This window comes from Microbacterium sp. SCN 69-37 (genome assembly GCF_001724435.1).
In the GTDB taxonomy this organism is placed as follows: Bacteria; Actinomycetota; Actinomycetes; order Actinomycetales; family Microbacteriaceae; genus Microbacterium; species Microbacterium laevaniformans.
Genome location: NZ_MEEL01000030.1, coordinates 35,331 through 61,174, shown reverse-complemented (window position 1 = coordinate 61,174; position 25,844 = coordinate 35,331). Strand labels below are relative to the sequence as shown.

Below are 25,844 nucleotides of genomic sequence, written 5' to 3'. Positions count from 1 at the left end.
ACGTCGCGGGGGAGGGGCGGACGTTGCGGAGGGCCCGACGTCGCGAGTGAGGCGGGTCAGGTGCCGCGGTAGGTCGAGTAGGCGAACGGGCTGAGCAGCAGGGGCACGTGGTAGTGGCGGGTGTCGGCGACGGCGAAGCTCACCGTGACCGACGGATAGAACGTCTCGGAGCCGCGCGCCGCGAAGTACGGCCCCGTCGCGAACACCAGCGCGTAGGTCCCCGCGGACAGCTCGTCGGGTCCGAGGGCGAGGCGCCCGTCGGCATCCGTCCGCCCGCTCGCCACGGTCGTCCCGTCGGCGTCGAGGAGCCTCACGTCGACGCCGGATGCCGGGGCTCCGGCCGAGCCGTCGAGCACGTGCGTGGTCAGGTGGGTCATACGATCGTCGCCTCCAGCCTCAGCAGCGCGATCTCGCGCAGCTGATCGAGGGCCTCGGCGGCCTCGGTCTCGTCGTCGTTGCCGAGCCGCCGCTCGAGCTCGGCGCGCATCTGCTCGGGCGTGCGCCCGGCGGCGCGGATGAGGAAGACCCGGCCGAATCGCTCCTCGTAGGCGGCGTTGCCGTCGGCGATCGCCGCCGTCGTCGCGGCCCCGGCGGACGACATCGACGCCTGTTCGCGACGTGAGGCGGCGGCCTCGGCTCCCGCGCCTTGAGGCTTCTCGCCGATGCGCGGGTGGTGGGCGAGGGCGGCGTCGAGCTCGGTGCGCGTCCAGGTGCGGGCACGCTCGTCCGCCCGGGTGATGAGCGCGTCGCGCGTGCCGTAGGGGCGCGCCGCGACGACGGCGTCGACCCACGTCGGGATCGCCGCCCACACGCGGACGGTGGATGCCGCGGCATCCGCGGGCAGGGCGTCGAACGCGTCGATGCTCATCTCGGCGGCCATGCTCAGCGGGCTCCGTGGACGACGAGCCAGCGGGCGACGACGGGCTCGCTGGAGGTGTTGTGCAGTCGGTGCGGACGCGAGCAGGGGTAGCTGATCGCATCGCCCGGGCGCAGCACCACCCGCTCGTCGTCGAAGTCGACGGTCAGCTCGCCCGAGACGACGGTGCCGACTTCGTAGCCCTCATGGCGGAAGAGTCCGGCGTCGCTGTGGGCGGTCGCACCGGGCGGGTAGGTCGACTCGAAGTAGTCGACGCCGGGCGTCGGCACGGGGGAGATGCGGCGGAAGGTCACGCCGTCGTCCAGCACGATCGCCGTGTCGTGCTCGGCGCGGCGCAGCCCGAAGCTCGTCGGTGTCGTCGGCGCCTGCGATCCGGAAGGGTCGAAGACCGAGGTCAGCGGCACGTCGAGCTCGTCGGTGATGGCGATCAGGCGCGAGACGCTCGGCTGCATCACCCCGCGCTCGATCTGCGACACCGCGCTGGGCGAGATGCCGAGCCGGCGAGCGAGGTCGCGCGCCGACATGCCGCGGGCGACCCGCAGGGCGCGCAGCCGCTCACCGACCCCGTCGGCCGCGCTCTCGGCACGGTCGGCATCGAGCTCCGGCGGATCGACGGCGGGGGCGCGGCTCATGTCGCGATCGTATCGGGCGCGGATGCCGAGCGGGCGGCGTCCCGATCGGGCTTCACGTGTTCGTCACATGTGAAGAGCCAACTTCACACAGCCGTTACACGAGCGAAATCGCGCGGGCAGAGTGAAGCAATAACTTCACATTACGCACCACCCAGGCCACGGACTCCACGTCGCGGTCCGCCCACCTCCGTCACCGACTCGGAACCCCTGGAAGGTACCCATGACCTCTCTGACCCCAACATCGACCGCACCGTCGACCGGTGTCTACGACATCGTCGAAGCCGCCGGCATGCCCACGGGCGCCGGCAACATGAAGCCGCAGTACGACGAGCGCCTCGCCAACGAGGACCTCGCACCGCTGCGCAAGCAGAAGTGGAGCGCGTACAACATCTTCGCGTTCTGGATGAGCGACGTGCACTCCGTCGGCGGCTACGTCACCGCCGGCTCGCTGTTCGCCCTGGGCCTGCAGAGCTGGCAGGTGCTGATCGCGCTGCTGGTCGGCATCGTCATCGTGCAGTACTTCGCCAACCTCGTCGCCAAGCCCAGCCAGAAGACAGGTGTGCCGTATCCCGTCGTCAACCGGGCGATCTTCGGCATCCGCGGAGCCAACATCCCCGCGATCATCCGTGGACTCATCGCCATCGCCTGGTACGGCGTGCAGACGTTCCTGGCCGCAGAGTCGCTGAACATCGTGTTCCTCAAGTTCATCCCCGGCTCGGCCGCGCTGCTGGACGTGTCGTTCCTGGGGCTGTCGGCCCTCGGGTGGATCTCCTACGGCATCCTGTGGGTCGCGCAGTTCCTGCTGTTCTGGAACGGCATGGAGGTCATCCGCCGCTTCATCGACTTCGCCGGCCCCGCCGTCTACGTCGTGATGATCGCGCTCGCCGTCTACCTCGTGTCGCAGGCCGGCTGGCAGAACATCTCGTTCAATCTGTCGACCAAGCAGCTGGACTTCTGGTCGTCGATCCCGGTGATGTGCGCCGCGATCGCGCTGGTCGTGTCGTACTTCTCCGGCCCGATGCTCAACTTCGGCGACTTCGCCCGCTACGGCAAGAGCTTCGCGGCGGTCAAGCGCGGCAACTTCTGGGGTCTGCCGATCAACTTCCTCTTCTTCTCGCTGCTCACCGTGATCACGGCGTCGGCGACCGTCCCCGTCTTCGGCCAGCTCATCACCGACCCGATCAAGACGGTCGAGGCCATCGACGGCTGGTTCGCGATCCTCCTCGGCGGCCTGACCTTCGTCACCGCGACGGTGGGCATCAACATCGTCGCGAACTTCATCTCGCCGGCGTTCGATTTCTCCAACGTCGCCCCGAAGAAGATCTCGTGGCGCGCCGGCGGGATGATCGCCGCCGTCGGGTCGGTGTTCCTGACCCCCTGGAACTGGTATTCCAACGACGACGCGATCCACTACACGCTGGGCCTGCTCGGGGCGCTCATCGGTCCGCTGTTCGGCATCCTCATCGCCGGCTACTACGTCGCCGGACGCCAGCGCATCAAGACCGATGCGATGTTCACGATGGACCCGACGGGCCCCTACTGGTACCGCCGCGGCTTCAACCCGAACGCGATGAAGGCGCTGCTGGTCGCCGGCATCCCCGCCGTCTTCCTCGGTGTCTTCCCGAAGTTGTTCGCCGACATGGGACTGTTCGACATCTCGTGGATCAGCGACTACAGCTGGTTCATCGGCTGCGGCCTGGGCTACGCCGCGTTCGTGCTCTTCGAGCGCATCGACCCCCGGGTGCCGACGTTCGACGGCGAGAGCGACGGCGTCTCCGACGGCACGCTCGACGGTGCCGCGGCGACCGCGGCCGCCGAGCCGCCCGCCATCTCGGCCGAGATCCCCGTGGCCGCCATCACCGGCACGACGGCGGGACCCGGCACCCCGTGAGGATCCTCCTGATCAACCCCAACACCTCCCGGGCGATGACCGCGACCATTGCGGCCGCCGCCCGGGAGGTGGCGGGGGCGGATGCCGAGATCGTCGCCGTCTGCCCCGAACCCGGTCGGGGACCGGCGGCGGTGGAGAGCCACGTCGACGAGGTGGCGGCGGCCGCGGCCGTCGTCGAGCTCGTCCGCGCGGACCTCGCCAGCGGCGGCAGCGACGCGTACGTGCTCGCGTGCTTCGGCGACCCCGGTCTCGACGCGGCGCGCGAACTCGTCGAGGTGCCGGTGATCGGCATCGCGGAGGCGGCGATGCACGTTGCGGCGATCGCGGGGCGCCGTTTCGCGATCGTGACGACGCTGGGACGCACGCTCGGACGGGCCCGCGACCTCGTTGCCCGCTACGGCATGGACCGCGCCTGCGCGCAGTACCGCGCCGTGGAGATCCCCGTGCTCGCCCTCGAGGAGCCCGACGAGCACACCCTGGCCCGCATCGAACGCGAATGCCGGGCCGCGCTGGATCCCCCCGCGGTCGGGGCGTCCGGGGCGGCCGGCGATCCGGTCGATGCGATCGTGCTCGGGTGCGCCGGCATGGCCGATCTCTGCGCGCAGCTGTCGGCGCGTGTCGACGCTCCCGTCATCGACGGGGTCGCCGCCGCCGTGGGGCTCGCGATCGGCATGGCACGCATGGGCGTGCGCACCGGCGGGCGGGGCGAGTACGCGCCCCCGCCCGTGCGGAAACACCCGCGAAACGACGCCTCGATAGCGTCGGACGTGTCTTCGGACGCCGCGATGACGCCGCATCCGCAACCGAGGGCACGAGAGGCGATGCTGTGGCAGATGTGAGCGTGATCCGCGCCGAACGCGCCTGGATCGACGGGGCGTTCCGCCCCGCCGAGGTGCGGATCGTCGACGGCGTGATCGCCGGGGTCACCCGGCCCGGGCGCTCGGCGGAAGCGGATGCCGCGGCATCCGCCGACCTCCACGTGCTCGGCGCCGACGAGGTGCTGCTGCCGGGACTCGTCGACTCGCACGTGCACCTCGACGAGCCGGGGCGCACCGACTGGGAGGGTTTCGCGACCGGCACCGCCGCGGCCGCGGCGGGCGGCATCACGACCGTGTTCGACATGCCGCTGAACTCGGTGCCCGTCACGACCACGCCCGAGGCGCTCGCCGCCAAGCGGGCCGCGGCCGCGGGCAAGCTCGCGGTCGACGTCGGCTACTGGGGCGGCGCCGTCCCCGAGAACCTCGGCCGCCTGCGCCACCTCGCCGGCGCCGGCGTCGTCGGCTTCAAGTGCTTCCTCGTGCCGAGCGGCATCGACGAGTTCGGCCACCTCGACCGTGCCGGCCTGCACGCCGCGCTCACCGAGATCGCCGCCTTCGACGGCCTGCTCATCGCGCACGCCGAAGACGAGGCGCACCTGCACGAGGCCGCCGTCGACGTCGGCGCGGGGCCGGCGGGAGAGCTCGGACGTCACTACGACACGTTTCTGCGCAGCCGCCCACCGGTGAGCGAAGAGGCGGCGATCGGCGCCGTCATCGACGCGGCCCGCGCCACCGGCGCCCGCGCCCACATCGTGCACGTCGCCGACGGACAGGCGCTCGATGCCATCCGTGCGGCGAAGGCCGACGGCGTCCGCCTCACCGTCGAGACCTGCCCGCACTACCTCACCCTGTCCGCAGAAGAGGTGCCCGACGGGGCCAGCGCGTTCAAGTGCTGCCCGCCCATCCGCGGTCGCGCCAACCAGGACCTGCTGTGGGAGGGCGTGCTCGACGGCACGATCGACGCCATCGTCAGCGACCACTCACCCGCCACTCTCGCGCTGAAGACCGCGGGGGGCGGCGATTTCGGCCTGGCGTGGGGAGGCATCGCGGGCGTGCAGACCGGCTTCGCGAGCGTCTGGACCGAGGCAGCGCGCCGCGGCATCCCGCTGGAGAGCCTGCTGCCGCTGTTCACGACCGGACCGGCCCGCATCGCCGGGATGCCGGGACTCGGCGTCATCGCGCCGGGCGTACGGGCGAACCTCACCGTCTTCGCGCCGGAACGGTCGTGGACCGTCGACGCGCACCGCCTGCTCTACCGGCACAAGCTGTCACCGTGGGATGGTCGCGCCATGCGCGGCGCCGTCGTGACCACCGTGGTCGGCGGCACCGTCGTGTACCGTGCGGGCGACGACGATGCGCGGTCCCGGCCGGGGATCGAGCTGCTGGCCGGTGCGGATGCCGGGGCAGCGCCCGCGACGGCAGCCCACCCGATGCGCGAAGGAGCGACATCATGACCGAGACCATCGACATCCTGCAACCCGGATCGGGCCGAATCGCCGGCGCGCACTACCTCCCGGCATCCCCGGAGACGGTGCTCTGGGGACGGCTGCCGTGCGCCGCCGATGCGCCCGTGCTGAGGATCGCCGCCGGCGAGACGGTGACGATCGACACCGTCAGCCACGAAGGCATCCTGCCCGATCAGGGCCAGGACCCCCTGGGGTACTTCACCGGCCACGGGGTGCCGGCCGCACACGTGCTCACCGACGCGATCGAGATCGCCGCGACGGTCGCACGCGACGCCGCGCTCGACGGGCCGCACGTGGTCACCGGGCCGATCTTCGTCGAGGGGGCCGACCCCGGTGACCTGCTGAAGATCACCGTCGTCGACCTGGCCCCGCGCGTGCCGTACGGCGTCATCTCCAACCGGCACGGCAAGGGGGCCCTCGTCGGGGTGCTCCCGCGCGGGCCCGAGAACGTCAGCGTGTTCACGCCGGTGTCGGACGGTCGCGGCATCCTGCCCCTGGTCGACGGGGGCGAGCGCGTCGTGCGGTTCCCGCTCGCCCCGTTCCTCGGGACGATGGGGGTCGCCGTCGCGGGCGACGAGCGCCCCCACTCGGTTCCCCCGGGCGCGCACGGCGGCAACATCGACATCAACCTGCTCGTGGAGGGCGCGGTCCTGTACCTGCCGGTGCAGGTGGCCGGCGCCTTGGCGTACGTCGGCGACCCGCACTTCGCGCAGGGCGACGGCGAGGTCGCGCTGACCGCGCTCGAGGCGTCGCTGCGCGCCACGCTGCGCTTCGACGTGGTGCCGCGCGCGGAGGCGCTCGCGTCGTTCGGCGAGGTGACCGGCCCGCTCGTCCGCACCGACGAGTACCTCGTGCCCACGGGGCTCGACGTCGATCTCGACGAGGCGATGCGCAAGGCCGTGCGGGCCGCGCTCGATCTGCTGCAGGCGCGCTACGGCATGGCCGAGCACCTGGCCTACGCGTACCTGTCGGCCGCGACCGACTTCGACATCTCGCAGGTCGTCGACATCGTCTGCGGTGTGCACGCCCGCATCCGCGAGGCGGACTTCGCCGCCGTCCGCCCGGCCTGGTTGGTCGGCGAGGACGCCTCGTGACCGTCCGCCGCCGCGGCATGTCGCCGCCTCCGCGCGCCGCCGTTCACAACTCCGGAGATTCGGTGGCCACGGGCCCGTCCCGGGCTGTTTTCGGCCGTCCGGGACGACAACTCCGGAGTTGTGCACGCGGCGTCGCCGCCGCTCCCCGCCCGGCTGCCGCCGCTCCCCGCCCGGCTGCCGCCGTTCCCCGCCCGGCTGCCGCCGTTCCCCGCCCGGCTGCCGCCGTTCACAACTCCGGAGATTCGGTGCCCACGGGCCCATCCCGGGCTGTTTTCGGCCGTCCGGGACCACAACTCCGGAGTTGTGCACGCGGGGCCATGAACCGGGGCGGGCGCCCGTGACGGCGGCTCAGACCATGCCCGACGAGCTGCGCGCGGCGTTCGAGGGGTACGAGCGGGCGATCCTGACGAATGACCTCGACGCCCTGGATGCCGCGTTCGCTCCCGGTGACCGCACGCTCCGCGGCGACGGCGCGGGGCTGCTGGTCGGACACGACACGATCAGCGCGTTCCGCGGCGCTCGCGGCGGGGTGTCGGCTCGCACCATCGAGCGCGTCGAGTACCGGCCGCTCGCCGAGGGGGTGGCGCTCATCGTCGCCGTTTCCCGGTTCGCGGCGGGCGGCACCGGCCTGCAGACCCAGGTGTGGGAGCAGATCGAGGGGCGGTGGCTCATCACGGCCGCGCACGTCACCCCCCGCTCGGCGGCCTTCGACCGTTCGATCTGGCGGACTGTCGGCGACCCGCTCTACCAGGGCGCATGGGAGGGGCCGCTGTCCGGCCTCACGGTCGCCGTGAAGGATCTCTTCGCGATCAAGGGCTATCGCATCGGTGCGGGAAACCCGACCTACCTCGACTCCGCCCGCGCCGAGACCACCAGCGCCCCCGCGGTGGGCGACCTACTGCGCGGCGGAGCGTCGCTGCGGGGCATCGCCCGCACCGACGAATTCGCGTACTCGATCGCGGGTGACAACGCGCACTACGGCACCCCGCCGAACGCCGCGGTGCCGGGCGCCCTGCCGGGCGGCTCGTCGAGCGGACCGGCATCCGCCGTCGCGCTCGGCCACGCCGACATCGCCCTCGCGACCGACACCGCCGGCTCCGTGCGCGTCCCGGCGTCGTATCAGGGCCTGTGGGGCCTGCGGACGACGCACGATCTCGTGCCGCGGCAGGGGCTGCTGCCTCTCGCGCAGAGCTTCGACACGGTCGGCTGGCTCGCCCGCGACGGCGCGACGCTGCAGGCGGTCGCCAACTGGTGTCTGAGCTACGACGGCTCCGACTCGACCGACTCCGTCTTCGGGGCCTCCGCCGCCGACCTCCCGTGGCGGTTCCGGGTGCCGATCGAAGCACTCGCCGCCGCCGAGCCGGCCACGCGCGCGGCGTTCGAGGAGCTGATCGCGGCATCCGCTCTGCCGATCGAGCAGGTCTCGCTCGGCGACCTCGACGACTATCTCGTGCCGTTCCGGACGGTGCAGGGTGCGGAGGCCTGGCGCAACAACGGCGACTGGCTGCGCGCCCGCCCCGCCGTGGCCGCGCGCTTCCGCGCCGCTGCCGCGGTCACCGCCGCCGACGAGTCCGCCGCCCGAGCCGCCCTGGAACCCCTCCGCGACACGTTGCACGCGCTCGTCCGCGACGCCGTGCTGCTGTTGCCGACCGCGCCCGGTCCGGCGCTGTCGCGCACGGCCACCGGCGCCGAGGTGGATGCCGTGCGCCACAACACCCTGCGCCTGACGACGCCGGCCGCCGTCGGCGGCCTCCCCGCGCTGTCGGTGCCCCTCCTCACCGTCGCCGCCGGCCGGGGCACCGCTCCCGTCGGCGTCAGCCTCGTCTCGCGCGCCGGCACCGACATCGCCCTCGTGCGCCTCGGCCGCGCCCTCCACACCCGCATCACCGAAACGGAATCCGCATGAGCACCACCGCCCTTCCCGGCCCGATCGCCCCGCCCGCGCGGCTGCTGATGGGCCCCGGCCCCATCTCGGCCTACCCGAGCGTCCTGACCGCCATGTCGGCGCCGCTCGTCGGCCAGTACGACCCGTTCATGACGGCGACGATGACCGAGACGCAGGAGCTGTACCGCGGCGTATGGAGCACCCGCAACGAGGCGACCCTGCTGGTCGACGGCACGAGCCGTGCCGGTATCGAGGCCGCGATCGTCTCGCTCGTGAAGCCGGGCGACCGGGTGCTGGTCCCCGTGTTCGGCCGGTTCGGACACCTGCTGGCCGAGATCGCCGAGCGGGCGCTCGCCGAGGTGCACACGATCGAGACCGACTGGGGTCAGGTGTTCCCGGCATCCGTCATCGAGGAGGCGATCGTGCGGGTGAAGCCGACGCTGCTCGCCCTCGTGCAGGGCGACACCTCGACGACGATGCTGCAGCCGCTGGAGGACATCGGCGAGATCTGCCGCCGCCACGGCGTGCTGTTCTACACCGACGCCACCGCATCGCTCGGCGGCAACGCCTTCGAGGCGGAAGCGTGGGGGTTGGATGCCGCGACCGCCGGACTGCAGAAGTGCTTGGGCGGTCCGAGCGGATCGTCGCCGATCACGCTCAGCGCACGCGCCGTGGAGGTGATCCGCTCGCGGAAGAAGGTCGAGGCGGGCATCCGCGAGCCCGGCGACGAGTCGTCGGCCGATTTCGTGCGCTCGAACTACTTCGACCTGGGGCAGATCCTCGACTACTGGGGTCCGCGCCGACTCAACCACCACACCGAGGCGACGAGCATGCTCTACGGCGCCCGGGAGTGCGCGCGCCTGCTGCTGATCGAAGGCCGGGATGCCGTCATCGCCCGCCATGAGCTGGCGGGACGAGCGATGCTCGCCGGCGTCGAGGCGCTGGGCTTGGTGGTCTTCGGCGACGTCGCGCACAAGATGAGCAACGTCGTGGCGGTCGAGATCCCGGAGGGCGTTCCCGGCGATGCCGCGCGGTCGGCCCTGCTGGAGGACTTCGGCATCGAGATCGGCACCTCGTTCGGCCCGCTGCACGGCAAGGTGTGGCGCATCGGCACCATGGGTTACAACGCCCGGAAGGATGCCGTGCTCACCACCCTCACCGCCCTCGAGAGCGTGTTGCGCCGGTTCGGGGCCGCGGTTCCGGCCGGTGGCGGCGTCGAGGCCGCCGCGGACGTGTTCGCCGCGGCGCCCGTGGCGCTGCACGCGCCGCGCACCGGTGCGGCCGTCGCCGTGTCGGCGGAGACGGCGTGAGCTCGGCATCCCTCCTGCGCGCCGCGCCCGACGTCATCGCGACCGCTGCGCGCCGCGTGATGGCGCGGTGTGAGGAGCTCGCGCGGGTGAGCGCGGATGCGGCATCCATCGAGCGCGTCTACCTCTCGCCCGAGCACGCCCGTGTCAACCGGCTGGCGGCGGAATGGATGCGCGAGCTGGGCATGCGCACGTGGCAGGATGCCGCGGGCAACCAGGTCGGCCGCATCGGCGATCCGGCGGCTCCCGCGCTGATGCTGGGCTCGCACCTGGACACGGTGCTCGACGCCGGGCGTTACGACGGCATCGCCGGGGTGCTGATGGCGCTGGAGGTGGTGCGTCTGCTGCGCGTGCCGGCGGGCGAGGGCACGGGTGACGGCTGGACCGTGCCGCTGCCGTTCGCGATCGAGGTCGTCGCGTTCTCGGATGAGGAGGGCACCCGGTTCGGCAAGGCGCTGCTCGGATCCTCCGCCGTCGCCGGCACGTGGAGCGACGCGTGGTGGGATCTGGCGGATGCCGACGGTGTGAGCCTTCGCCAGGCGTTCCTCGAGTTCGGGCTCGACCCGGGGCGGGTCGGCGAGGCCGCCCGTCGGCCCGATGAGCTGGTCGGGTACCTCGAGGCGCACATCGAGCAGGGTCCCGAGCTGGACCGGGCCGGGGAGCCCCTCGCCGTCGTCTCGTCGATCGCGTCGGCGCGGCGGTTCCAGCTGGTGGTGGAGGGTGAGGCCCGCCACGCCGGCGGCACACCCTACGACATGCGTCGCGACGCGCTGCTGGGCGCGAGCGAGGCCGCGCTCGCGGTGGAGCGGATCTGCTCGGCCGAGCACCACATCGTCGGCACCGTCGGGCGCTTCGAGGCGTTCCCCGGCGCGGTCAACGTGATCCCGGGCGAGGTGCAGTTCTCGCTCGACCTGCGCGGCGAGTTCGACGGCGAGCGCGACCGCGTGTGGGATGCGCTCGCACGCGAGCTCGACGAGATCATGGGCCGGCGAGCCCTGCGTTGGCGTTCGCGCGAGGTGCACAGCGCTCCGGCGGTGTTCTGTGCGCCGCTCCTGCAGGACGTGGTGGCCGGCGGCATCCGCGCGACCCTTCCGCCGCGGTCGGACGCCCCGCCCGTGATCTTCAGCCGCGCCGGCCACGACGGCATGTCGCTGGGAGCGGTGACCGACGTCGGCATGCTGTTCCTGCGCAACCCCGACGGCATCAGCCATCACCCGGACGAGTCCGTCTCCGCGGGCGACGTGGCCCACGGCATCCGCGCCCTCGCCGAAGCCGTGCTGCTGCGCGGCACCGAGCGGATCTGACCCGCCGTCGCGTCCTCCGACCGCGAGACACCGCCTGTGCACCGAAACACGGTCTGTGTACCGGTGCGTCGGTGCGCAACCGGTGTCTCACGGACGCGGACGCGGACGCGGTCCGCAACCGTGCTCAGGGGCGCACGGGCAACGCCATCGCGCCGGTCATCTCGGCGCCCGGCGAGGCCTCGGTGCGCGCGGGGGGTACGTAGTCGCGCAGTCGTGCCAGCGCCTCAGTGGCCTCGGTCGCGACGACGAGCATGTCGGTGTAGCGGGGGTGCGTGAAGCCGCGGTCGCGCATGTTCGCGACGAACGCGAGCAGCGGGTCGAAGTACCCGTCGACGTTGAGCAGTCCCACCGGCTTGTCGTGGATGCCGAGCTGTGCCCACGTCCACTGCTCGGTGAGCTCCTCGAGCGTTCCCGGGCCACCGGGCAGGGCCAGGAAGGCGTTCGCGCGGTCGGCCATGAGCATCTTCCGCTCGTGCATCGTGTCGACGAGGATCAGCTCGGTCAGATCCTCGTTGACGGCTTCGCGCGCCTGCAGCGCCCGCGGGATGATGCCCGTGACCTCCGCCCCGGCGGCGAGGGCGGCATCCGCCACCGTGCCCATCAGGCCGACGTGGCCGCCGCCGTAGACCAGCGCCATGCCGGAGCGGCCGATCGCCGTGCCGACGGCGCGCGCCGCCTCGACGTAGACCGGGTCGAAGCCCGGGGAGGATCCGCAGAAGACCGTGACCGTGAATCGCGACATGACCAGACGCTAATCCGCCCGTGTTTCCGCTTCGTGCACGGGTGTTTCCGAGCCGTGACAGGTCGGAAACATGGCCTCATTAGCGTGCAGAGCATGTCGCTCCTCGTCACACACGCCCGTCTCATCACCGTTCCGGCCGGAACCGACGACCCGGGCTACATCGAGGACGGTTGGATGCTGGTGGGCGACGACGGCCGCATCGCCGCGCTCGGCGCGGGCTCCCCGCCGGTCGGCACGACCGCGGAGGAGACCCTCGACGTCGCGGGCGCCTTCGTCGCGCCCGGCTTCGTGTCGAGTCACTCGCATCTGTTCACGAGCGGCCTGCGCGGGCTCGGCGTCGCCGACACCCTCTACGGCTGGTGCGACGCGATGCTCGGCACCACCGCCCACATGAGCGCCGATCAGCTCTACTGGGCGACGCTGCACGGCTCCCTCGACTTCCTGTCGAACGGGGTCACCACGGCGTACAACTTCACCGACCCGCTGCAGGCGTGGGAGCCGATGGTCGACGGCAAGCGCACCGGAACCGCGGGCCTGCGGGGCCTCGAGTACCACTGGCGTCAGGCCGAGGGCACGCGGGATTCCGGCATCCGCTTCGTCGACGCCGCCGGCATGGACGTCACCGCCGGAACCCCCGACGAGGTCTTCGACCGGTTCGCCGCCGAGGTCGCCCACACCCGCACGTTCGATGCGGACTACGCGCTCGGCTCGTCGATCATGGGCCAGGTGCAGTGGTCTCCGCACCCGGATGCCGCGGCCTTCGAAGTCGAGGCGATGCGCCGGTACGGCGTGACCAACCAGGCCCACTTCCTCGAGTCACCCGAGGCCGTCGAGCACCAGCAGTCGAAGTTCGCGCTCTACCGCGATGCCGGGGCCCTCGAGCTCGGGCTCGTGTTCGGCCACTTCATCCAGACCACGCCCGAGATCATCGCGCAGTCGGTGGCCGGGGGTGCGGCGATGTCGTGGCAGCCGGCATCCAACGGCCGTCTCGCCTCGGGCACCGCGCTCGTGCCCGAGATGCTCGCGATGGGGATGAAAGTCGGCGTCGGCCTCGACGACCAGGCCTGCACCGACGTGAGCGATCCGTGGCAGAACATGCGCATCGGCATCTACGCACAGCGGGCGCGTACGAAGGATCCGCTGTCGATGATGCCCGAGCAGATGCTGCGCCTGCACACCCTCGGATCGGCCGAGATCATGGGCGTCGCCGACCGCGTCGGATCGCTGGAGGTCGGCAAGTTCGCCGACTTCGTCGTGGTCGATCCGCGCCGCCCCGACGTCGGGCCGCTCTGGCACCCGGTGCGCTCGTACGTGCTGGCGATGAGCCCGCGCAACCTGAAGGCCGTCTACGTCGGCGGTCGTCTCGTGAACGCCGACGGAGTCTCGACCAACCCGCTCGCCGAGGAGGCCTCCGCGAAGGTGCACGAGCTGCCCGCCGCCGTGATCCCGCTCCGCGGCCACCCGCACTGACCCGCCGCCCGCATTGCCCCCCGCCCGGCCGAACTGCAAGGGATGCCGTGCGACACGCGGCATCCGCGCCGTGGCCGACGGCGTGTCGGCCCGCCGGCCTTGCAGTTCGGTTCGGAGGGCGGGGTCAGCGCGGCGCGGCCTCAGCGCCCGGCAGCCATGCCCATGCGGGCCAGCACGATGTTCTCCACGATCTGCACGAGGTTGTAGAGCACGAGCGTGATCAGCGTGATGAGCGCGATCGAGGTCCACAGCTGGGCGAACTGCGCCTGCGCGTTGAACTTCAGGATCGATCCGCCGATGCCCGTGCCCGTCGACAGCCACTCCGCCAGCAGTGCACCGGTCACGGCTCCCGGCACCGACACGCGCGCCGCGGCGAACACCGATGGCAGCGCGCCGGGCAGGTTGACCTTGCGCAGCGCCGTGAACCGGCCGCCGCCGAAGACGTGCACGACATCGAGGCTCTGCTGGCTGGCGCGGCTCAACCCGAACAGCACGTTGGCCAGGGCCGGGAAGAGAACCACGACGGTGCCGATGACGGCGACGGATGCCGGGGTTCCGCGTCCCGTGACGAGGATGATGACCGGAGCGATCGACACCAGGGGAATGGTGCGCAGCAGCAGCACGAGCGGCATGACGCCCGCCTCGATCGCCTTGGACAGGCTGAACGCGATGGCCAGGACGATCGCGACGAGCATGCCGACGACGAATCCGATCCACGCGTCGAGCAGCGTCTGGCCGACCAGCGGGAACATCTGCGCCCGGTTGGCCTCCGCCTTCGGCGCCGTGACGAGGAACGTCCACACATCCAGCGGGCCCTTGGCGATGTAGGGCGAGATGCCGGTGAGGCTCACGATCGCCTGCCAGAGCAGCAGCAGCACGAGAAGGGTGATGCCGGCGTTGCCGAGCGAGCGCAGCAGGGTGCGGCGCAGCCCGCGGCGCCGCTCGGCGCGCAGGCGCGCGACGGCGATGGGGTCGGCGGTGCCCACGTGGGATGCCGCGGGTGTTGCGGGGGTCGTGTCGATGACGTGCACGCTCACACCGCCTTTCCGGCCACCCACGGGGTGACGAGTCTGATGAGCAGGCCGAACAGTCCGTAGGCGACGAGGGCGAACACGGCGCACAGCAGGAACACCGACCAGACGCCGGCCGAGTCCAGCTGGCCCTGCAGGCGGATGAGCGTCGGCCCGACGCCCGCCGTGATCGCGCCGAGGTACTCGCCGAGCACCGCGCCGAGGAAGGCGGTCGGCACGGCGATCTGCAGCGCCGTGAGGATCGCCGGAAGGGCGGCGACGAGGCGCACCTTGCGCAGCTGGGTCCACCGGCCGCCGCCGTAGACGCGCACGACGTCCAGCGCCGCCTTGTCGGCGGAGGTGAACCCGAGGATCGCGCCGACCACCGTCGTGAACACGCAGACGAGAGCGGCGAGGAAGATCGCGGTCGCCGACGGGTCGCCGGGGTTCTTCGCGCCACCGAGGACGACGATCGAGATGCCCCCGACCGCGACGATCGGAAGGCAATAGGTGACGACGGCGATCTGGGTGATCACCGTCTCGGTGCGCGGGAAGACGAGCACGACCGTCGCCAGCAGCAGGGCGATGCCGTTGCCCCAGAGGTAGCCGATCGCCGCCGCGGTGATGGTCGGCTGGAACACGCCCCAGGCGCCCGCGATGTTGCCCTGCACGAACAGCCAGTCCACGACCGCCCACGGTGAGGGGACCGGAGTGTAGCTCGTCCCGTCTTGCGGACGGAAGGCGGTCAGCGAGAACAGCCACCACACGCCCACCAGCACGACGGCGCCGACGAGTCCCGCGACCCAGCCGGGCACGCGCACGCGAGCCACGGCTACGCCTCGGCCTCGGCGCGGCCGTCGTGTCCGAACAGCAGTTCGGAGGCGCGGTCCACGAGCGCGTGGAACTCGGGCGTGCGCATCATCTCGGGCGTCCGCGGACGCGGCAGGTCGACCTCGATGATCTCCTTGACCCGTCCGGGCCGCGGTGACATGACCGCGACGCGGTCGGCGAGGAAGATCGCCTCGCTGATGCCGTGCGTCACCAGCAGCGTCGTCGCCGGCTTCTCGGTCCAGATGCGCAGCAGCTCGAGGTTGAGGTTCTGCCGGGTCATGTCGTCGAGCGCGCCGAACGGTTCGTCCAGCAGCAGGACGGACGGCTTCAGCACGAGGGCGCGCGCGATCGACGCGCGCTGGCGCATGCCGCCCGACAGCTGGGCGGGCTTCGCGTCGGCGAAGTCGCGCAGGCCGACGAGGTCGATCAGCTCGTCGACGTAGCCGCGGTCGACCTTGCGACCGGCGACCTCGAACGGCAGCTCGATGTTCTTTCGGATGCTGCGCCACGGCAGCAGTGCGTGGTCTTGGAACGCGATCCCCAGCTCGCTCTTCGCGCGCAGCTGGTCGGGTGTCTCGCCGTCGACGAGCGCGACGCCGTCCGTGGGGTGGTCGAGGGCGGCGAGGATGCGCAGGATCGTGGATTTGCCGCAGCCCGAGGGACCCAGCAGCGCGAGGAACGAGCCCTTGTCGGTGTGCAGGTCGGTGTCCTGCAGTGCCTGCAGCGAGCGTCCGCCGCGCAGCGTGAACGACTTCGAGACCCCGGAGATCTGGATGCCGGTGCCGGCGGCAGATGCGCCGGCACCGGCATCCATCGTGGATGACACGGACATCTCTTTAGGGGAGGTACTTCTTGAGCTCGGGGTGCTCGGCGTAGATCTCGTCGATGATCGACGTGTCGAACAGCTGGTCGGCCGTCAGCTCCCAGCCCGACGCCTTCAGGGAGGCGAGGGTCTGGGCCTTCAGGTCGTCCGAGATCGTGAACAGGCCGTTGGCCTGGGTCTCGTCGGTGGAGATGAGCTTCGCCTGCGCCTCGATGCCGGCCTTGACCTTGGCGGGGTTCAGCTCGCCGAAGGTGAGATCGCCCGCCGCGGCGGAGTCGTTGTAGTGCTTGGTGACGACCGTCACGGTGTCGTCGACGGGCTTGGTGAACGTGTCGGTCCACCCCTTGATCTCCGCGATGAGGAACGCCTTCAGCAGGTCCTTGTGCTCGGCGAGGTACTGGTCGGTGACGGCGTACGACTCGGCGACGTAGGGCAGACCGTTCTCCGCGTACGCGAGGTTGGTGGTCGGGTATCCCGCCATCTCGACCGTGATGGCCTCGTTGGTGAGGTAGGCCATGAAGCCGTCGACGTCACCGTTCATGAGCGGCGTCGGATCGAAGTCGACGGGCACGATCGTCAGCTGGCTCTCCGAGATGCCGTTCGCAGCGAGGAGCGCCTTGAAGACCGAGGCGTTGGAGTCCTGCACGCCGATCTTCTTGCCGATGAGGTCCTTCGGGGTCGCGATGTTGCCCTTGTCCTTCAGCGACAGGATCGTGAACGGGTTCTTCTGGAAGGTCGTCGCGATGATCTTCAGCGGAGCGCTCTGCTCCGACACGGCGGCGCCGACGGATGCGGCATCGGTCAGCGCGACCTGCACCGAGCCGGACAGGAGCTTGGCGACACCCGTGTCGGGGCCCGCGACGCCCGTCACCTTGGAGAAGCCCGCCTGGTCGTAGTAGCCGTTGTCGTAGGCGTAGAACTCGCCCGCGAACTCCTCGTTCTTGATCCACGAGTACTGCACGCTGATGTCGCCGTAGCTGGCGGCCTCACCGGATGCCGAGGGGCTGGCTGCGCCTCCCGCCGACGAGCAGGCGGACAGAGCGAGGGCGGCTGCGGCGGCGACCGCCAGGATGATTCCGCCGCGGCGGCGGGTGGAGCGTGAAGGCATCGGGTCTCCCGGGTGCGGTGTCATGTGCTGTGGATGCAGAACGGGCTGCGGTGATTCTGGAGACGATAGGTGCCTCACATTTCCGGCGTTTGCCCGTTCGTGTTTCGGTGGTGTGACGCGAGGCGCCAGACACGGTCGCGGCGGAACGGCTGCTCGTAGGGACGGGCGCCCAGCGCGCGGGCGATGGCATTGCCGATCGCCGGCGCGACGGGGTTGTACGGCGACTCGCTCATCGACTTCGCACCGAACGGGCCGAGATCGTCGGCGGTGTCGGCGAAGTAGACCTCGGTCTCGGGGATGTCACCGAACTGGGGCACGCGGTACAGCCGGAAGACGGGGGTGGTGACCTTGCCGTCCTCGACCATCACCTCTTCGTACAGGGCGCTGCCGATGCCCTGCGCGACCCCGCCCTCGATCTGTCCGCGACACTGCGCGGGGTTCATCACGAAACCGGCATCCGCCGATTGGATCGACTGCAGGATGCGGACGACACCGGTGCGGGGATCGACGGCGACGCGGACGGCATGGACGTTGAACGCCAGTGAACGGTGCTCACCCCGCTCGCTGCCGTCGGCGGTGAGCTCGCCGTCCGCCGTCAGCTCAGCAAGGGAAACAATGCGAACCGGCGTGTATACGCCGTCGGGCATAAGTCGAGCCTCGGGGGCATCCGTGCCGGTCAGTTCGGCGGCGCGGGCGCGCAGCCGCTCCGCGAGCGCGAGACAGGCGGCGTGGAGCGCCTTGCCCGCGACGGTGATGCCGGCCGATGCGAAGGCGCCCGTGTCGTGGGCGACCGCATCCGTGTCGGCGTGCCAGAGCTCGATGCCGTCGGGGGCGGCGCACAGGTCCGTCACCGCGATCTGGCGGAGAACCGTCGTGGTGCCGTTGCCGAACTCGGCCGTCCCGGCGCGCAGCAGATAGGTGCCGTCGGTGCGGAGCGTGACGCTCGTGTGCGCGATGTGGCCGAACGGCGCCATCGTGGCGATCATCGCCGCCGCGACGCCCTCGCCGACGAGCCACCCCGCGGGGGCCTCGACGCCGTTGCCGCGGCGGAGGGCCGATTCGGCGAGATCGAGGCATTGGTCGAAGCCGTAGCTGCTCCACACCAGGTCGTCGTGCCCCGGGTCGTCCTGCGGCGTCACGGCGTTGCGCCGCCGCAGCTCGAACGGGTCGATGCCCAACCGCTGGGACAACTCGTCCATCGCCGATTCCACCCCGAGCACCACCTGCCCGAGCCCGTATCCGCGGAAGGCGCCGGACGGCACGTTGTTCGTGTACACGACCTCCGCGTCGAGACGCTTCAGGGGAACCCGGTAGATCGTCGTCGACTCGGCGAGGGAGTGGAACATGACGCCGCGGGAGTGGTTGCCGTAGGCGCCGGTGTCGCTCAGCAGATCGATCGCCATGGCGGTGAGCCGTCCGTCGGCGTCGGCCCCGAGGGTGACCGTCACGCGCATCGGATGCCGCACGGCGGCGCGCTGGAACTCGTCGGCGCGGCTGAACTCGAACGCCACCGGACGGCCCGTGCGCAGCACCGCGAGGGCGACGAGATCCTCGGTGAACATCTCCTGCTTGCCCCCGAAGCCGCCGCCGAGGCGCGCGGTGTGCACGCGCACGCGGTCGCGGTCCAGTCCGAAGATGTGCGCGATCTCGTCGCGGGCGAGAAACGGCACCTGTGTCGACGATCGCAGCACGAGGCGGCCGTCGTCGTCGAGCCAGCCGATCGAGCCGTGGGTCTCCAACTGCGCGTGGGTGACCCGCGCGGTCTGCCAGGTTCCGGTCACCGTCACGGCGCTCGCCGACAGTGCGGCCTCGAGCTCGGCGGCGTCGGGGCCGGCGTGCACGCTCGCGATGACGTTGCGCCCGGCCTCGTCGACCCGGTCTGCGGGCGTGCGGTCGGGGTGCAGCAGGGGAGCTCCCGGCCGGCGCGCCTGTTCCGGATCGAAGACGGCGGGCAGCAGCTCGTAGTCCACGCGGACGAGCCTGCACGCCTCATCCGCCGCCTCGGCGGTCTCGGCGACCACCGCGGCGACCCGCTGCCCGACGTGGCGGACCACGTCGTCGAGCATGCGGGTGTCGTCGGGATCGTCGGTGCGGTGCTCGTGACGGCCGGTGGAGTAGCGGACGTCGGGAACGTCGGCGTGGGTGAAGATCGCGACGACGCCCGGCACCGCGCGGGCGGTCGTGGTGTCGATCGCCGTGATCCGCGCGTGTGCGTGCGGGCTCGTCACCAGCCGCAGCACGAGGGCGTCGGCCGCAGGGTGATCCGGCTCGAGGTCGAACGTGAAGCTCTCGTGCCCCTGCGTCAGCCGCGGGCCGGCGGGGGGCGCGACCGAGCGGCCGACGACGGCGGATGCCGATGCCTCCGCATCCGCGTCCGCGCGCCGTGCCGACCGCCCCGTTTCGCGCACCGCGGTCATGATCGCCTCGCGGATCGGGCGATACCCCGTGCACCGGCAGAGGTTGCCCTTCATGCGACGGTCGAGGTCGTCGAGGTCGCTCTCGCAGAGGGTCGAGGCCGTCACGCTCATGCCCGGCGTGCAGAACCCGCACTGGAACCCGAATCCGGTCGCCAGCGCCTCCTGCACCGGATGCAGCTCGTCGCCCGGCGCGAGTCCGGCCGCCGTGGTGACGTGTCGACCTTCGACGCGAACGGCAGGAATGAGGCAGGAGTGCACGGGGTCGCCGTCCAGCAGCACCGTGCACGCGCCGCAGTCGCCCGCGTCGCACCCCTTCTTGACCTCGGTGTGGCCCGTCTCGCGCAGGAGAGTGCGCAGGCACTGGCCGGGACGCGGCTCGGCATCCACCTCGGCGCCGTCGACGACCCACTTCATGCGAGCTCCCTCCGGATGTCCTCCGCGAGTGCGACGGCGACACCGCGACGCCAGTCCGCCGACCCGAGCGGGTCGGTGTAATACCCCGAGGAGTCCTCGATCGCGGCGGCGAGGGTCGCGGCATCCGGCAGCGTAGCGAAGCGCAGCACCGTGGGCCGCCAGGTCGCCGCCGTCACCCCGAAGACGCTGGCGCCATCCGGGTCGACCCGGCCCGTGACGACGGCTCCCGAACGGCCGTGCTCGGCGAGGGCGATCTTGCGCAGCGCGGCGCGGGAGCGCAGCGCCTTCGCCGGCAGGCGGATCGCGCGCAGCACCTCGCCGCGCTCAAGCGAGGTCGTGCCGTTGCCGGTGACGAGCTCGGCGACGGGGAGCTCACGGTCGCCCTCGCCGCTCCAGATCTCGGCGACCCCGTCGAGCCCGACGCAGAGCGCCACCATCGCGCCCGCCGCGAAGGCGCGGCAGATGTTGCCGCCGACGGTGGCGGTGTTCCAGATCTTGAACGAGGCGAGGAGGGCGTTCGCGGCATCGGGGATCATCGCGGCGGCGGTCCACGACGCCGGAGCCTCCCTCGAGAAGGCGACGAGCCGAGCGATGGTGCACGTCGCGGCGATGCGCAGGCCCTCGGCATCGGCGTCGAGGTCGGGCCAGCCCATGCCGGTGAGGTCGACGAAACCGGTCGTTGCCGGCTGCGGCTCGCTCATCAGCCACGTGCCGCCCGCCATGATCGTCTCACCCGGCGCGAGCAGGAGGTCCTCGCGGGTGCGCGCCGTCCGGAACGAGCGCACGCTGGTGATGTCCATGTGCCGCTCCGATCTGTTTCGCGTCCCGTCCGCGGCGTCGGGTGCGCGGACCGGATCGAGTCCGAGTGAAACAGAGTGCCGTTTCGCCCGTGTTTCACGCGCACGCAACAGGCTCGCAACGAGCGGCGATTACGGTGACGACCATGCGCGAGATCCTGTCCCCGGCGGCCCAGTGGGTGCGCGAGGGGCGTGCGTTCGCGATCGCGACGGTCGTCGCGGTCTCGGGCAGCGCGCCGCGGCCGGTCGGGGCGAGCATGATCGTCTCGGATGCCGCAGTGTTCGGAAACGTGTCCGGCGGGTGTGTCGAGGGCGCCGTCTACGAGCGGTGTCTCGAGGCGATCGACAGCGGAGCGGTGTCGGTCGACAGCTTCGGCTACAGCGACGGCGAGGGCCTCGCCGCGGGCCTCACCTGCGGGGGAGCGGTCGAGGTGCTCGTGCGCCCCGTGCTGCCCGGCGGCGCCGCGGCGGCCCAGCTCGCGCTGCTGGCGGAGCGGGATGCCGCCGGCATCCCCACCCGCTTCCGTCTCGTGACGTCGGGCGCTCTCCGCGGGACGGGTGTCGTCGAGCACGGGACCGCCGACGCGTCGGGGGCGGATGCCGCGCCGCACGCCGACGCGATCGTCGTCGAGGTGGGCGCACGCCCGCGGCTCATCGTGGTGGGCGCCGTGGAGTTCGCCGTCGCGCTCGCCCGACTCGGTCAGGCGATGGGGCAGCGGGTGAGCGTGGTCGATCCGCGGGAGGTCTTCGCCAACGCCGACCGCTTTCCCGGGGCAGAGGTCGTGGTCGACTGGCCCGACCGCTATCTGGCCGGCGAGCGGCTCGACGCTGCCACGGCGATCTGCGTCCTGAGTCACGATCCGCGTCTGGACGTTCCCGCGCTGCGGGTCGCGCTCGGCTCGCCCGCCGACTATGTCGGGGCCATGGGCAGCCGCCGCACCCACGACGACCGCCTCCGCCGCCTCCGCGACGCCGGCGTGGGCGACGCCGAGCTCGCACGCCTGCGCTCGCCGATCGGCCTCGACCTCGGCGGCGTCTGCGCCGACGAGACCGCCCTGTCGATCCTCGCCGAGATCATCGCCGATCGCCGGGGCGGGTCGGGTGCACGGCTGTCGGTCCTGGCCGGCCCCGTTCACGCCGCCGGCCGCCGCGACGCGCAGACGGCACCCGAGGCGGCAGGCGCCGTTGTCTGCGCGCCGGTCGCCGCCCTCGGCCCGGCGTCTTCTCGGCGGCCGTGACGATCTGCGGGGTCGTGCTCGCGGCGGGCGCCGGCACCCGCTTCGGCGGCCCGAAGGCGCTGGCCCGCACCGCCGCGGGCGAGCCGTGGCTGGCGCTCGCCGTCGGCACCCTCCGTGCCGCCGGGTGCGAGCCGGTCGTCGTCGTGCTGGGTGCGGGCGCCGACGAGGCGGAGCCGCTCGTGCCGGCGGGGGCCGTCGTGGTGCGCGTCGCCGACGGGCGCCGTGAGTTGTCGGCATCCGTCCGTCTCGGGCTGGAGGCGGCCGGCGTGTCGGGTGCCGTCGCTGCGCTCCTCGTTCCCGTGGATGTGCCGGAGCTGCCGGCATCGGCGTGTCGTCGAATGATGCGGGATGCCGACGCGGACACCCTGCGTCAGGCCGTGTACCGGGGTCGCCCGGGCCACCCGGTGCTGATCGGCCGGGCGCACGTGCCGCGGGTGGCCGGTGCGCTGACGGGCGACCGCGGCGCCGGCGCGTACCTGCGGGCGCACGGCGCCGAACGGGTGGAGTGCGCCGACCTGTGGCACGGCCGCGACCGCGACACCTCCGACTGACGCGGACGTCGCCCCTCCGCCCGCCGTCGGCAGCGCCCCTGTACGCCGCGGAAGCCGACGCGATACCCTCGCGGCACGGTACCGGCTCACTCACCAGGAGGCGTCATGATTCCCGAGATCAACTACTGGGCCGTGCTCATCGGCACGGTTCTCAGCATGGCGCTGGGCGCCGTCTGGTACTCGCCGGCGCTCTTCCTCGAGCGGTGGGCGCGCCTCGCGCGCATCGACAGGGGTGCGCGTCGCGGCTCGCCCGCGATCCCGCTGATGGTGTCGGCAGTCGTGACGTTCCTCACGGCGTGGGTGCTGGCCGGATCCGTCGCGATCGCGTGGCACTTCTACAGCGGCGGCTACCTCGCGTCGGCGCTCGTGACGGCGGTCACGCTCTGGGCCGGCTTCACTGCGGCGCGGGTCATCACGCATGACGCGTTCGAGGGGCGCCCGTCGCAGCTGACGGTGCTCACCATCGGGTTCGAGTTGACTTCGGTGCTGCTGATGGCGCTCGTCATCGGCCTGTGGCCTCCGGCCGGAACCGTGTGAGGGTCAGGGGGGCTCAGGGCGGCTCAGGCCGCGGCGCCCACCACGGCGGCGATCGCCGAGGTGAAGAAGCCCAGGCCGTCCACGCCCGAGCGCATCGCGTCGGGGGTGTTCGGGCCGAAGCCCGGCTCCACCGCGTGCTCGGGGTGGGGCATGAGGCCGACGACGTTGCCGTGCTCGTTCGTGAGACCCGCGATGTCGTCCAGCGAGCCGTTGGGGTTCACGCCGAGGTAGCGGAACGCGACGAGTCCGTCGCCCTCGATTCGCTTCAGCGTCTCGGCCGAGCAGATGTAGCCGCCGTCCGCGTTCTTGAGGGGGATGGTGATCTCCTGGCCGGTCTCGAACGCCGACGTCCAGGCGGTCGACGCGTTCTCGACGCGCAGGCGCTGGTCGCGCCGGATGAACTGCTGGTGGGCGTTGCGGATCAGACCGCCCGGCAGCAGATGAGCCTCCACGAGCATCTGGAAGCCGTTGCAGATGCCGAGCACGGGCATGCCCTTGGCGGCGGCATCCTTCACCTCGGTCATGATCGGGGCGAGCGCGGCGATCGCGCCGGCGCGCAGGTAGTCGCCGTAGCTGAAGCCGCCCGGCAGCACGAGCGCGTCGACATCCTCGAGATCGTGCGATCCGTGCCAGAGGGCCACGGGCTCGGCGCCCGCGAGGCGGATCGCGCGCTGGGCGTCGCCGTCGTCGAGCGAGCCCGGAAAGGTGATGACGCCGATGCGTGCGGTCATTCGACGACCTCGATGCCCACGACGTCCTCGATCACCGAGTTCGAGAGCACCTCGTCGGCCAGAGTGCGCACCGTCTCGAGCGTCTTCTCGTCGGCGACGTCCACGGTGAGTTCGAACCGCTTGCCGATGCGGACGGCCGAGAAGCCCTCCACGCCGAGGCGGCCGAGGGCGCCGGCGACGGCCTTGCCCTGCGGGTCCAGCAGCTCGGCCTTGGGCATGACATCGACGACGATGGTGGGCATTCGGTCCTCCTGAGGGCCGCCTGACGGCCGCGGGGTCGTCCCGCCGACGGATGCCGGAGCCGGTGCGCCGCGGGAGGGAAGGGGTCGCCCTCAGTCTACGGGCATCCCGCCCTCGGCATCCGTTGGCTCGGCGGCGCCGAGCGGAGCCGATGCCGTCGACTTGCCACGGCCGCCGTTACGCAACTGTGATCCGCTCGTGGGAGCGCTCCCTTGCCTTCCTGGGAGCGATCCCATAACGTCGTCGGTGTCCGGTGAGAGCGCTCCCATTCCGATAGCGACGCGGTAACGCGGGGAGACGGGAACGCAACCCACGCACCTGAAACACATCCACAAAGGAGTGACACGTGAACACACGCGCACTGCGGCGCATCGGCCTCGTGGCCGGCGTCGCGACCACCTCCGCCCTCGTCCTCGCCGGCTGCGCCGGTGGCGGCGGCGGAGCAGCCACGGCCGACCCCAACGAGAAGGTCACCCTGACCGTTGCGACCTTCAACGACTTCGGATACTCGGACGCCCTGTTCGCCGAGTACACGAAGGAGCACCCCAACGTCACGATCGTGCACAACAAGGCGGCCACGAGCAACGACGCGCGCGCCAACTACTTCCAGAAGCTCGGCAAGACGGGTCTCGCCGACATCGAGGCCATCGAGGTCGACTGGCTGCCCGAGGTCATGAAGTACTCCGACCTGCTCGCCCCGGTCCCCGCCGACCTGAAGAGCCGCTGGCTGGACTGGAAGACCAAGGCCGCCACCGACCCCAAGGGCAACCTCATCGGCTACGGCACCGACATCGGTCCCGAGGGCGTCTGCTACCGCTCCGACCTGTTCGCCGCGGCGGGCCTGCCGACCGACCGCGATTCGGTCGCGAAGCTGCTCACCGGCGACTGGAAGACCTACTTCGACACCGGTGCCAAGTACACCGCCGCGACCGGCAAGGCGTTCTTCGACTCCGCCGGCGGCACCTACCAGGGCATGATCAACCAGGTCGAGGCCGCGTACGAGAACCCCTCGGACGGCAAGATCACCATCGACCCGCAGGTCGAGACGATCTACAACCAGGTGCTCGACGCCGCCAAGACGCAGTCCGCCCACCTCAGCCAGTGGTCCGACGACTGGATGGCCGGCCTGTCCAACGGCTCGTTCGCGACGATGCTCTGCCCGGGCTGGATGCTCGGTGTCATCTCCGGTAACGCCAAGGACGTCAAGGGCTGGGACATCGCCAACGTCTTCCCCGGCGGCGGCGGCAACTGGGGCGGTTCGTACCTGACCGTCCCCGCCAACGGCAAGAACGTCGCGGCTGCCCAGCAGCTCGCCGACTGGCTGACCAGCCCCGACACGCAGCTCAAGGCGTTCGAGGCGGCCGGCACGTTCCCGAGCCAGGTCGACGCGATGAAGTCCGACACGCTGCTGAGCTCGAAGAACGAGTTCTTCAACAACGCCCCGGTGGGCCAGATCCTCACCGACCGCGCCAACGCGGTCACCGTGTCGCCCTTCAAGGGCCAGTTCTACTTCCAGATCAACGACGCGATGCAGAAGGCTCTGACCCGCGTCGAAGAGGGAACGCAGGACAAGGCCGCCTCGTGGGCGCAGTGGCAGACGGAAGTCGCCGCCATCAAGTAAGGACGACGGCAGACATGTGACAGCGGGCCCGGGGGACCCT

The 25,844-nt window shown here is 71.5% G+C and carries 24 protein-coding genes; 12 read left to right on the top strand and 12 right to left on the bottom strand.

Annotated features, from left to right (window positions below; translation table 11 throughout):
* Positions 1-56: 56 nt before the first annotated feature.
* The 3 genes from uraH to ABS64_RS09165 are packed head-to-tail and all read right to left on the bottom strand — an operon-like array spanning position 57 to position 1,509.
* Complete coding sequence (gene uraH / locus ABS64_RS09175; RefSeq protein WP_005051657.1) at positions 57-377, bottom strand: hydroxyisourate hydrolase; 321 nt, start codon at positions 375-377, stop codon at positions 57-59.
* Positions 374-880: a 2-oxo-4-hydroxy-4-carboxy-5-ureidoimidazoline decarboxylase gene (gene uraD / locus ABS64_RS09170; protein ID WP_005051660.1), complete on the bottom strand. Its 507-nt coding sequence runs from the start codon at positions 878-880 to the stop codon at positions 374-376. Before uraD ends, uraH begins: the two co-directional genes overlap by 4 nt.
* 2 nt (positions 881-882) lie before the next feature.
* On the bottom strand, positions 883-1,509 hold the full coding sequence (locus tag ABS64_RS09165) for an XRE family transcriptional regulator (protein WP_005051662.1): 627 nt from the start codon (positions 1,507-1,509) through the stop codon (positions 883-885).
* Positions 1,510-1,729: 220 nt separating this feature from the next.
* Here ABS64_RS09165 and ABS64_RS09160 point away from each other — a divergent pair, with 220 nt between their 5' ends.
* From ABS64_RS09160 to ABS64_RS09130, 7 genes are all read left to right on the top strand, one after another.
* A complete protein-coding gene (locus tag ABS64_RS09160; protein ID WP_292683019.1) occupies positions 1,730-3,400 on the top strand; it encodes an NCS1 family nucleobase:cation symporter-1 in 1,671 nt (556 codons plus the stop codon).
* Positions 3,397-4,239, top strand: a complete 843-nt coding sequence (locus ABS64_RS09155; protein WP_005051671.1) for an aspartate/glutamate racemase family protein — start codon at positions 3,397-3,399, stop codon at positions 4,237-4,239. The genes ABS64_RS09160 and ABS64_RS09155 overlap by 4 nt, the downstream gene beginning before the upstream one ends.
* The gene (allB, locus tag ABS64_RS09150; RefSeq protein ID WP_288121471.1) at positions 4,227-5,672 is read left to right on the top strand and encodes an allantoinase AllB; all 1,446 of its coding nucleotides are present in this window, start codon (positions 4,227-4,229) and stop codon (positions 5,670-5,672) included. The genes ABS64_RS09155 and allB overlap by 13 nt, the downstream gene beginning before the upstream one ends.
* Positions 5,669-6,778, top strand: a complete 1,110-nt coding sequence (locus ABS64_RS09145) for an acetamidase/formamidase family protein (protein ID WP_005051673.1) — start codon at positions 5,669-5,671, stop codon at positions 6,776-6,778. The genes allB and ABS64_RS09145 overlap by 4 nt, the downstream gene beginning before the upstream one ends.
* Before the next feature lie 355 nt (positions 6,779-7,133).
* Entirely contained in the window at positions 7,134-8,684 is a 1,551-nt protein-coding gene (locus ABS64_RS09140) for an AtzH-like domain-containing protein (RefSeq protein ID WP_292683015.1), read from the top strand.
* Positions 8,681-9,973 (top strand): alanine--glyoxylate aminotransferase family protein, encoded by a 1,293-nt coding sequence (locus ABS64_RS09135; RefSeq protein ID WP_292683013.1) that lies wholly within the window; start codon positions 8,681-8,683, stop codon positions 9,971-9,973. Before ABS64_RS09140 ends, ABS64_RS09135 begins: the two co-directional genes overlap by 4 nt.
* Positions 9,970-11,274, top strand: coding sequence for a Zn-dependent hydrolase (locus ABS64_RS09130; RefSeq protein ID WP_288121434.1), 1,305 nt, complete (start codon positions 9,970-9,972; stop codon positions 11,272-11,274). The genes ABS64_RS09135 and ABS64_RS09130 overlap by 4 nt, the downstream gene beginning before the upstream one ends.
* 124 nt (positions 11,275-11,398) lie before the next feature.
* Here the strand turns inward: ABS64_RS09130 and ABS64_RS09125 are convergent, their stop codons facing one another.
* The gene (locus tag ABS64_RS09125) at positions 11,399-12,016 is read right to left on the bottom strand and encodes a TIGR00730 family Rossman fold protein (RefSeq protein WP_005051679.1); all 618 of its coding nucleotides are present in this window, start codon (positions 12,014-12,016) and stop codon (positions 11,399-11,401) included.
* 93 nt (positions 12,017-12,109) lie between these two features.
* Between ABS64_RS09125 and ABS64_RS09120 the strand changes: the two genes are divergently transcribed.
* On the top strand, positions 12,110-13,486 hold the full coding sequence (locus tag ABS64_RS09120) for an amidohydrolase family protein (protein ID WP_288121433.1): 1,377 nt from the start codon (positions 12,110-12,112) through the stop codon (positions 13,484-13,486).
* 140 nt (positions 13,487-13,626) lie between these two features.
* Here ABS64_RS09120 and ABS64_RS09115 read toward each other — a convergent pair whose 3' ends face one another.
* The 6 genes from ABS64_RS09115 to ABS64_RS09090 all read right to left on the bottom strand — a co-directional run bounded on the left by ABS64_RS09115 (position 13,627) and on the right by ABS64_RS09090 (position 20,889).
* Positions 13,627-14,517 carry an ABC transporter permease subunit gene (locus ABS64_RS09115; RefSeq protein ID WP_016463970.1) on the bottom strand — a complete coding sequence of 297 codons (891 nt, stop codon included), beginning with the start codon at positions 14,515-14,517 and terminating at the stop codon, positions 13,627-13,629.
* Positions 14,518-14,519: 2 nt separating this feature from the next.
* Positions 14,520-15,326, bottom strand: coding sequence for an ABC transporter permease subunit (locus tag ABS64_RS09110; protein ID WP_005051686.1), 807 nt, complete (start codon positions 15,324-15,326; stop codon positions 14,520-14,522).
* Positions 15,327-15,328: 2 nt separating this feature from the next.
* Positions 15,329-16,141: an ABC transporter ATP-binding protein gene (locus ABS64_RS09105; protein WP_005051688.1), complete on the bottom strand. Its 813-nt coding sequence runs from the start codon at positions 16,139-16,141 to the stop codon at positions 15,329-15,331.
* A 22-nt stretch (positions 16,142-16,163) separates the two neighbouring features.
* On the bottom strand, positions 16,164-17,258 hold the full coding sequence (locus tag ABS64_RS09100; protein WP_005051690.1) for an ABC transporter substrate-binding protein: 1,095 nt from the start codon (positions 17,256-17,258) through the stop codon (positions 16,164-16,166).
* 74 nt (positions 17,259-17,332) lie between these two features.
* A complete protein-coding gene (locus tag ABS64_RS09095; protein ID WP_292683006.1) occupies positions 17,333-20,089 on the bottom strand; it encodes a molybdopterin cofactor-binding domain-containing protein in 2,757 nt (918 codons plus the stop codon).
* Complete coding sequence (locus ABS64_RS09090) at positions 20,086-20,889, bottom strand: FAD binding domain-containing protein (protein WP_288121430.1); 804 nt, start codon at positions 20,887-20,889, stop codon at positions 20,086-20,088. Before ABS64_RS09090 ends, ABS64_RS09095 begins: the two co-directional genes overlap by 4 nt.
* Before the next feature lie 143 nt (positions 20,890-21,032).
* Between ABS64_RS09090 and ABS64_RS09085 the strand changes: the two genes are divergently transcribed.
* The 3 genes from ABS64_RS09085 (at position 21,033) to ABS64_RS09075 (ending at position 23,212) form a co-directional block, all read left to right on the top strand.
* Positions 21,033-22,124, top strand: coding sequence for an XdhC/CoxI family protein (locus tag ABS64_RS09085; RefSeq protein WP_292683003.1), 1,092 nt, complete (start codon positions 21,033-21,035; stop codon positions 22,122-22,124).
* Positions 22,121-22,675: a nucleotidyltransferase family protein gene (locus ABS64_RS09080; RefSeq protein WP_005051696.1), complete on the top strand. Its 555-nt coding sequence runs from the start codon at positions 22,121-22,123 to the stop codon at positions 22,673-22,675. Before ABS64_RS09085 ends, ABS64_RS09080 begins: the two co-directional genes overlap by 4 nt.
* Before the next feature lie 105 nt (positions 22,676-22,780).
* A complete protein-coding gene (locus tag ABS64_RS09075) occupies positions 22,781-23,212 on the top strand; it encodes a DUF1761 domain-containing protein (RefSeq protein WP_005051697.1) in 432 nt (143 codons plus the stop codon).
* Between the two features lie 23 nt (positions 23,213-23,235).
* Here the strand turns inward: ABS64_RS09075 and purQ are convergent, their stop codons facing one another.
* Positions 23,236-23,943, bottom strand: coding sequence for a phosphoribosylformylglycinamidine synthase subunit PurQ (gene purQ / locus ABS64_RS09070; RefSeq protein ID WP_061681349.1), 708 nt, complete (start codon positions 23,941-23,943; stop codon positions 23,236-23,238).
* Complete coding sequence (gene purS, locus ABS64_RS09065) at positions 23,940-24,185, bottom strand: phosphoribosylformylglycinamidine synthase subunit PurS (RefSeq protein ID WP_121190787.1); 246 nt, start codon at positions 24,183-24,185, stop codon at positions 23,940-23,942. Before purS ends, purQ begins: the two co-directional genes overlap by 4 nt.
* A 344-nt stretch (positions 24,186-24,529) precedes the next feature.
* On the opposite strand from purS, the gene ABS64_RS09060 reads away from it, so the two are divergent.
* Complete coding sequence (locus ABS64_RS09060) at positions 24,530-25,804, top strand: extracellular solute-binding protein (RefSeq protein ID WP_292682995.1); 1,275 nt, start codon at positions 24,530-24,532, stop codon at positions 25,802-25,804.
* Positions 25,805-25,844: the final 40 nt, after the last annotated feature.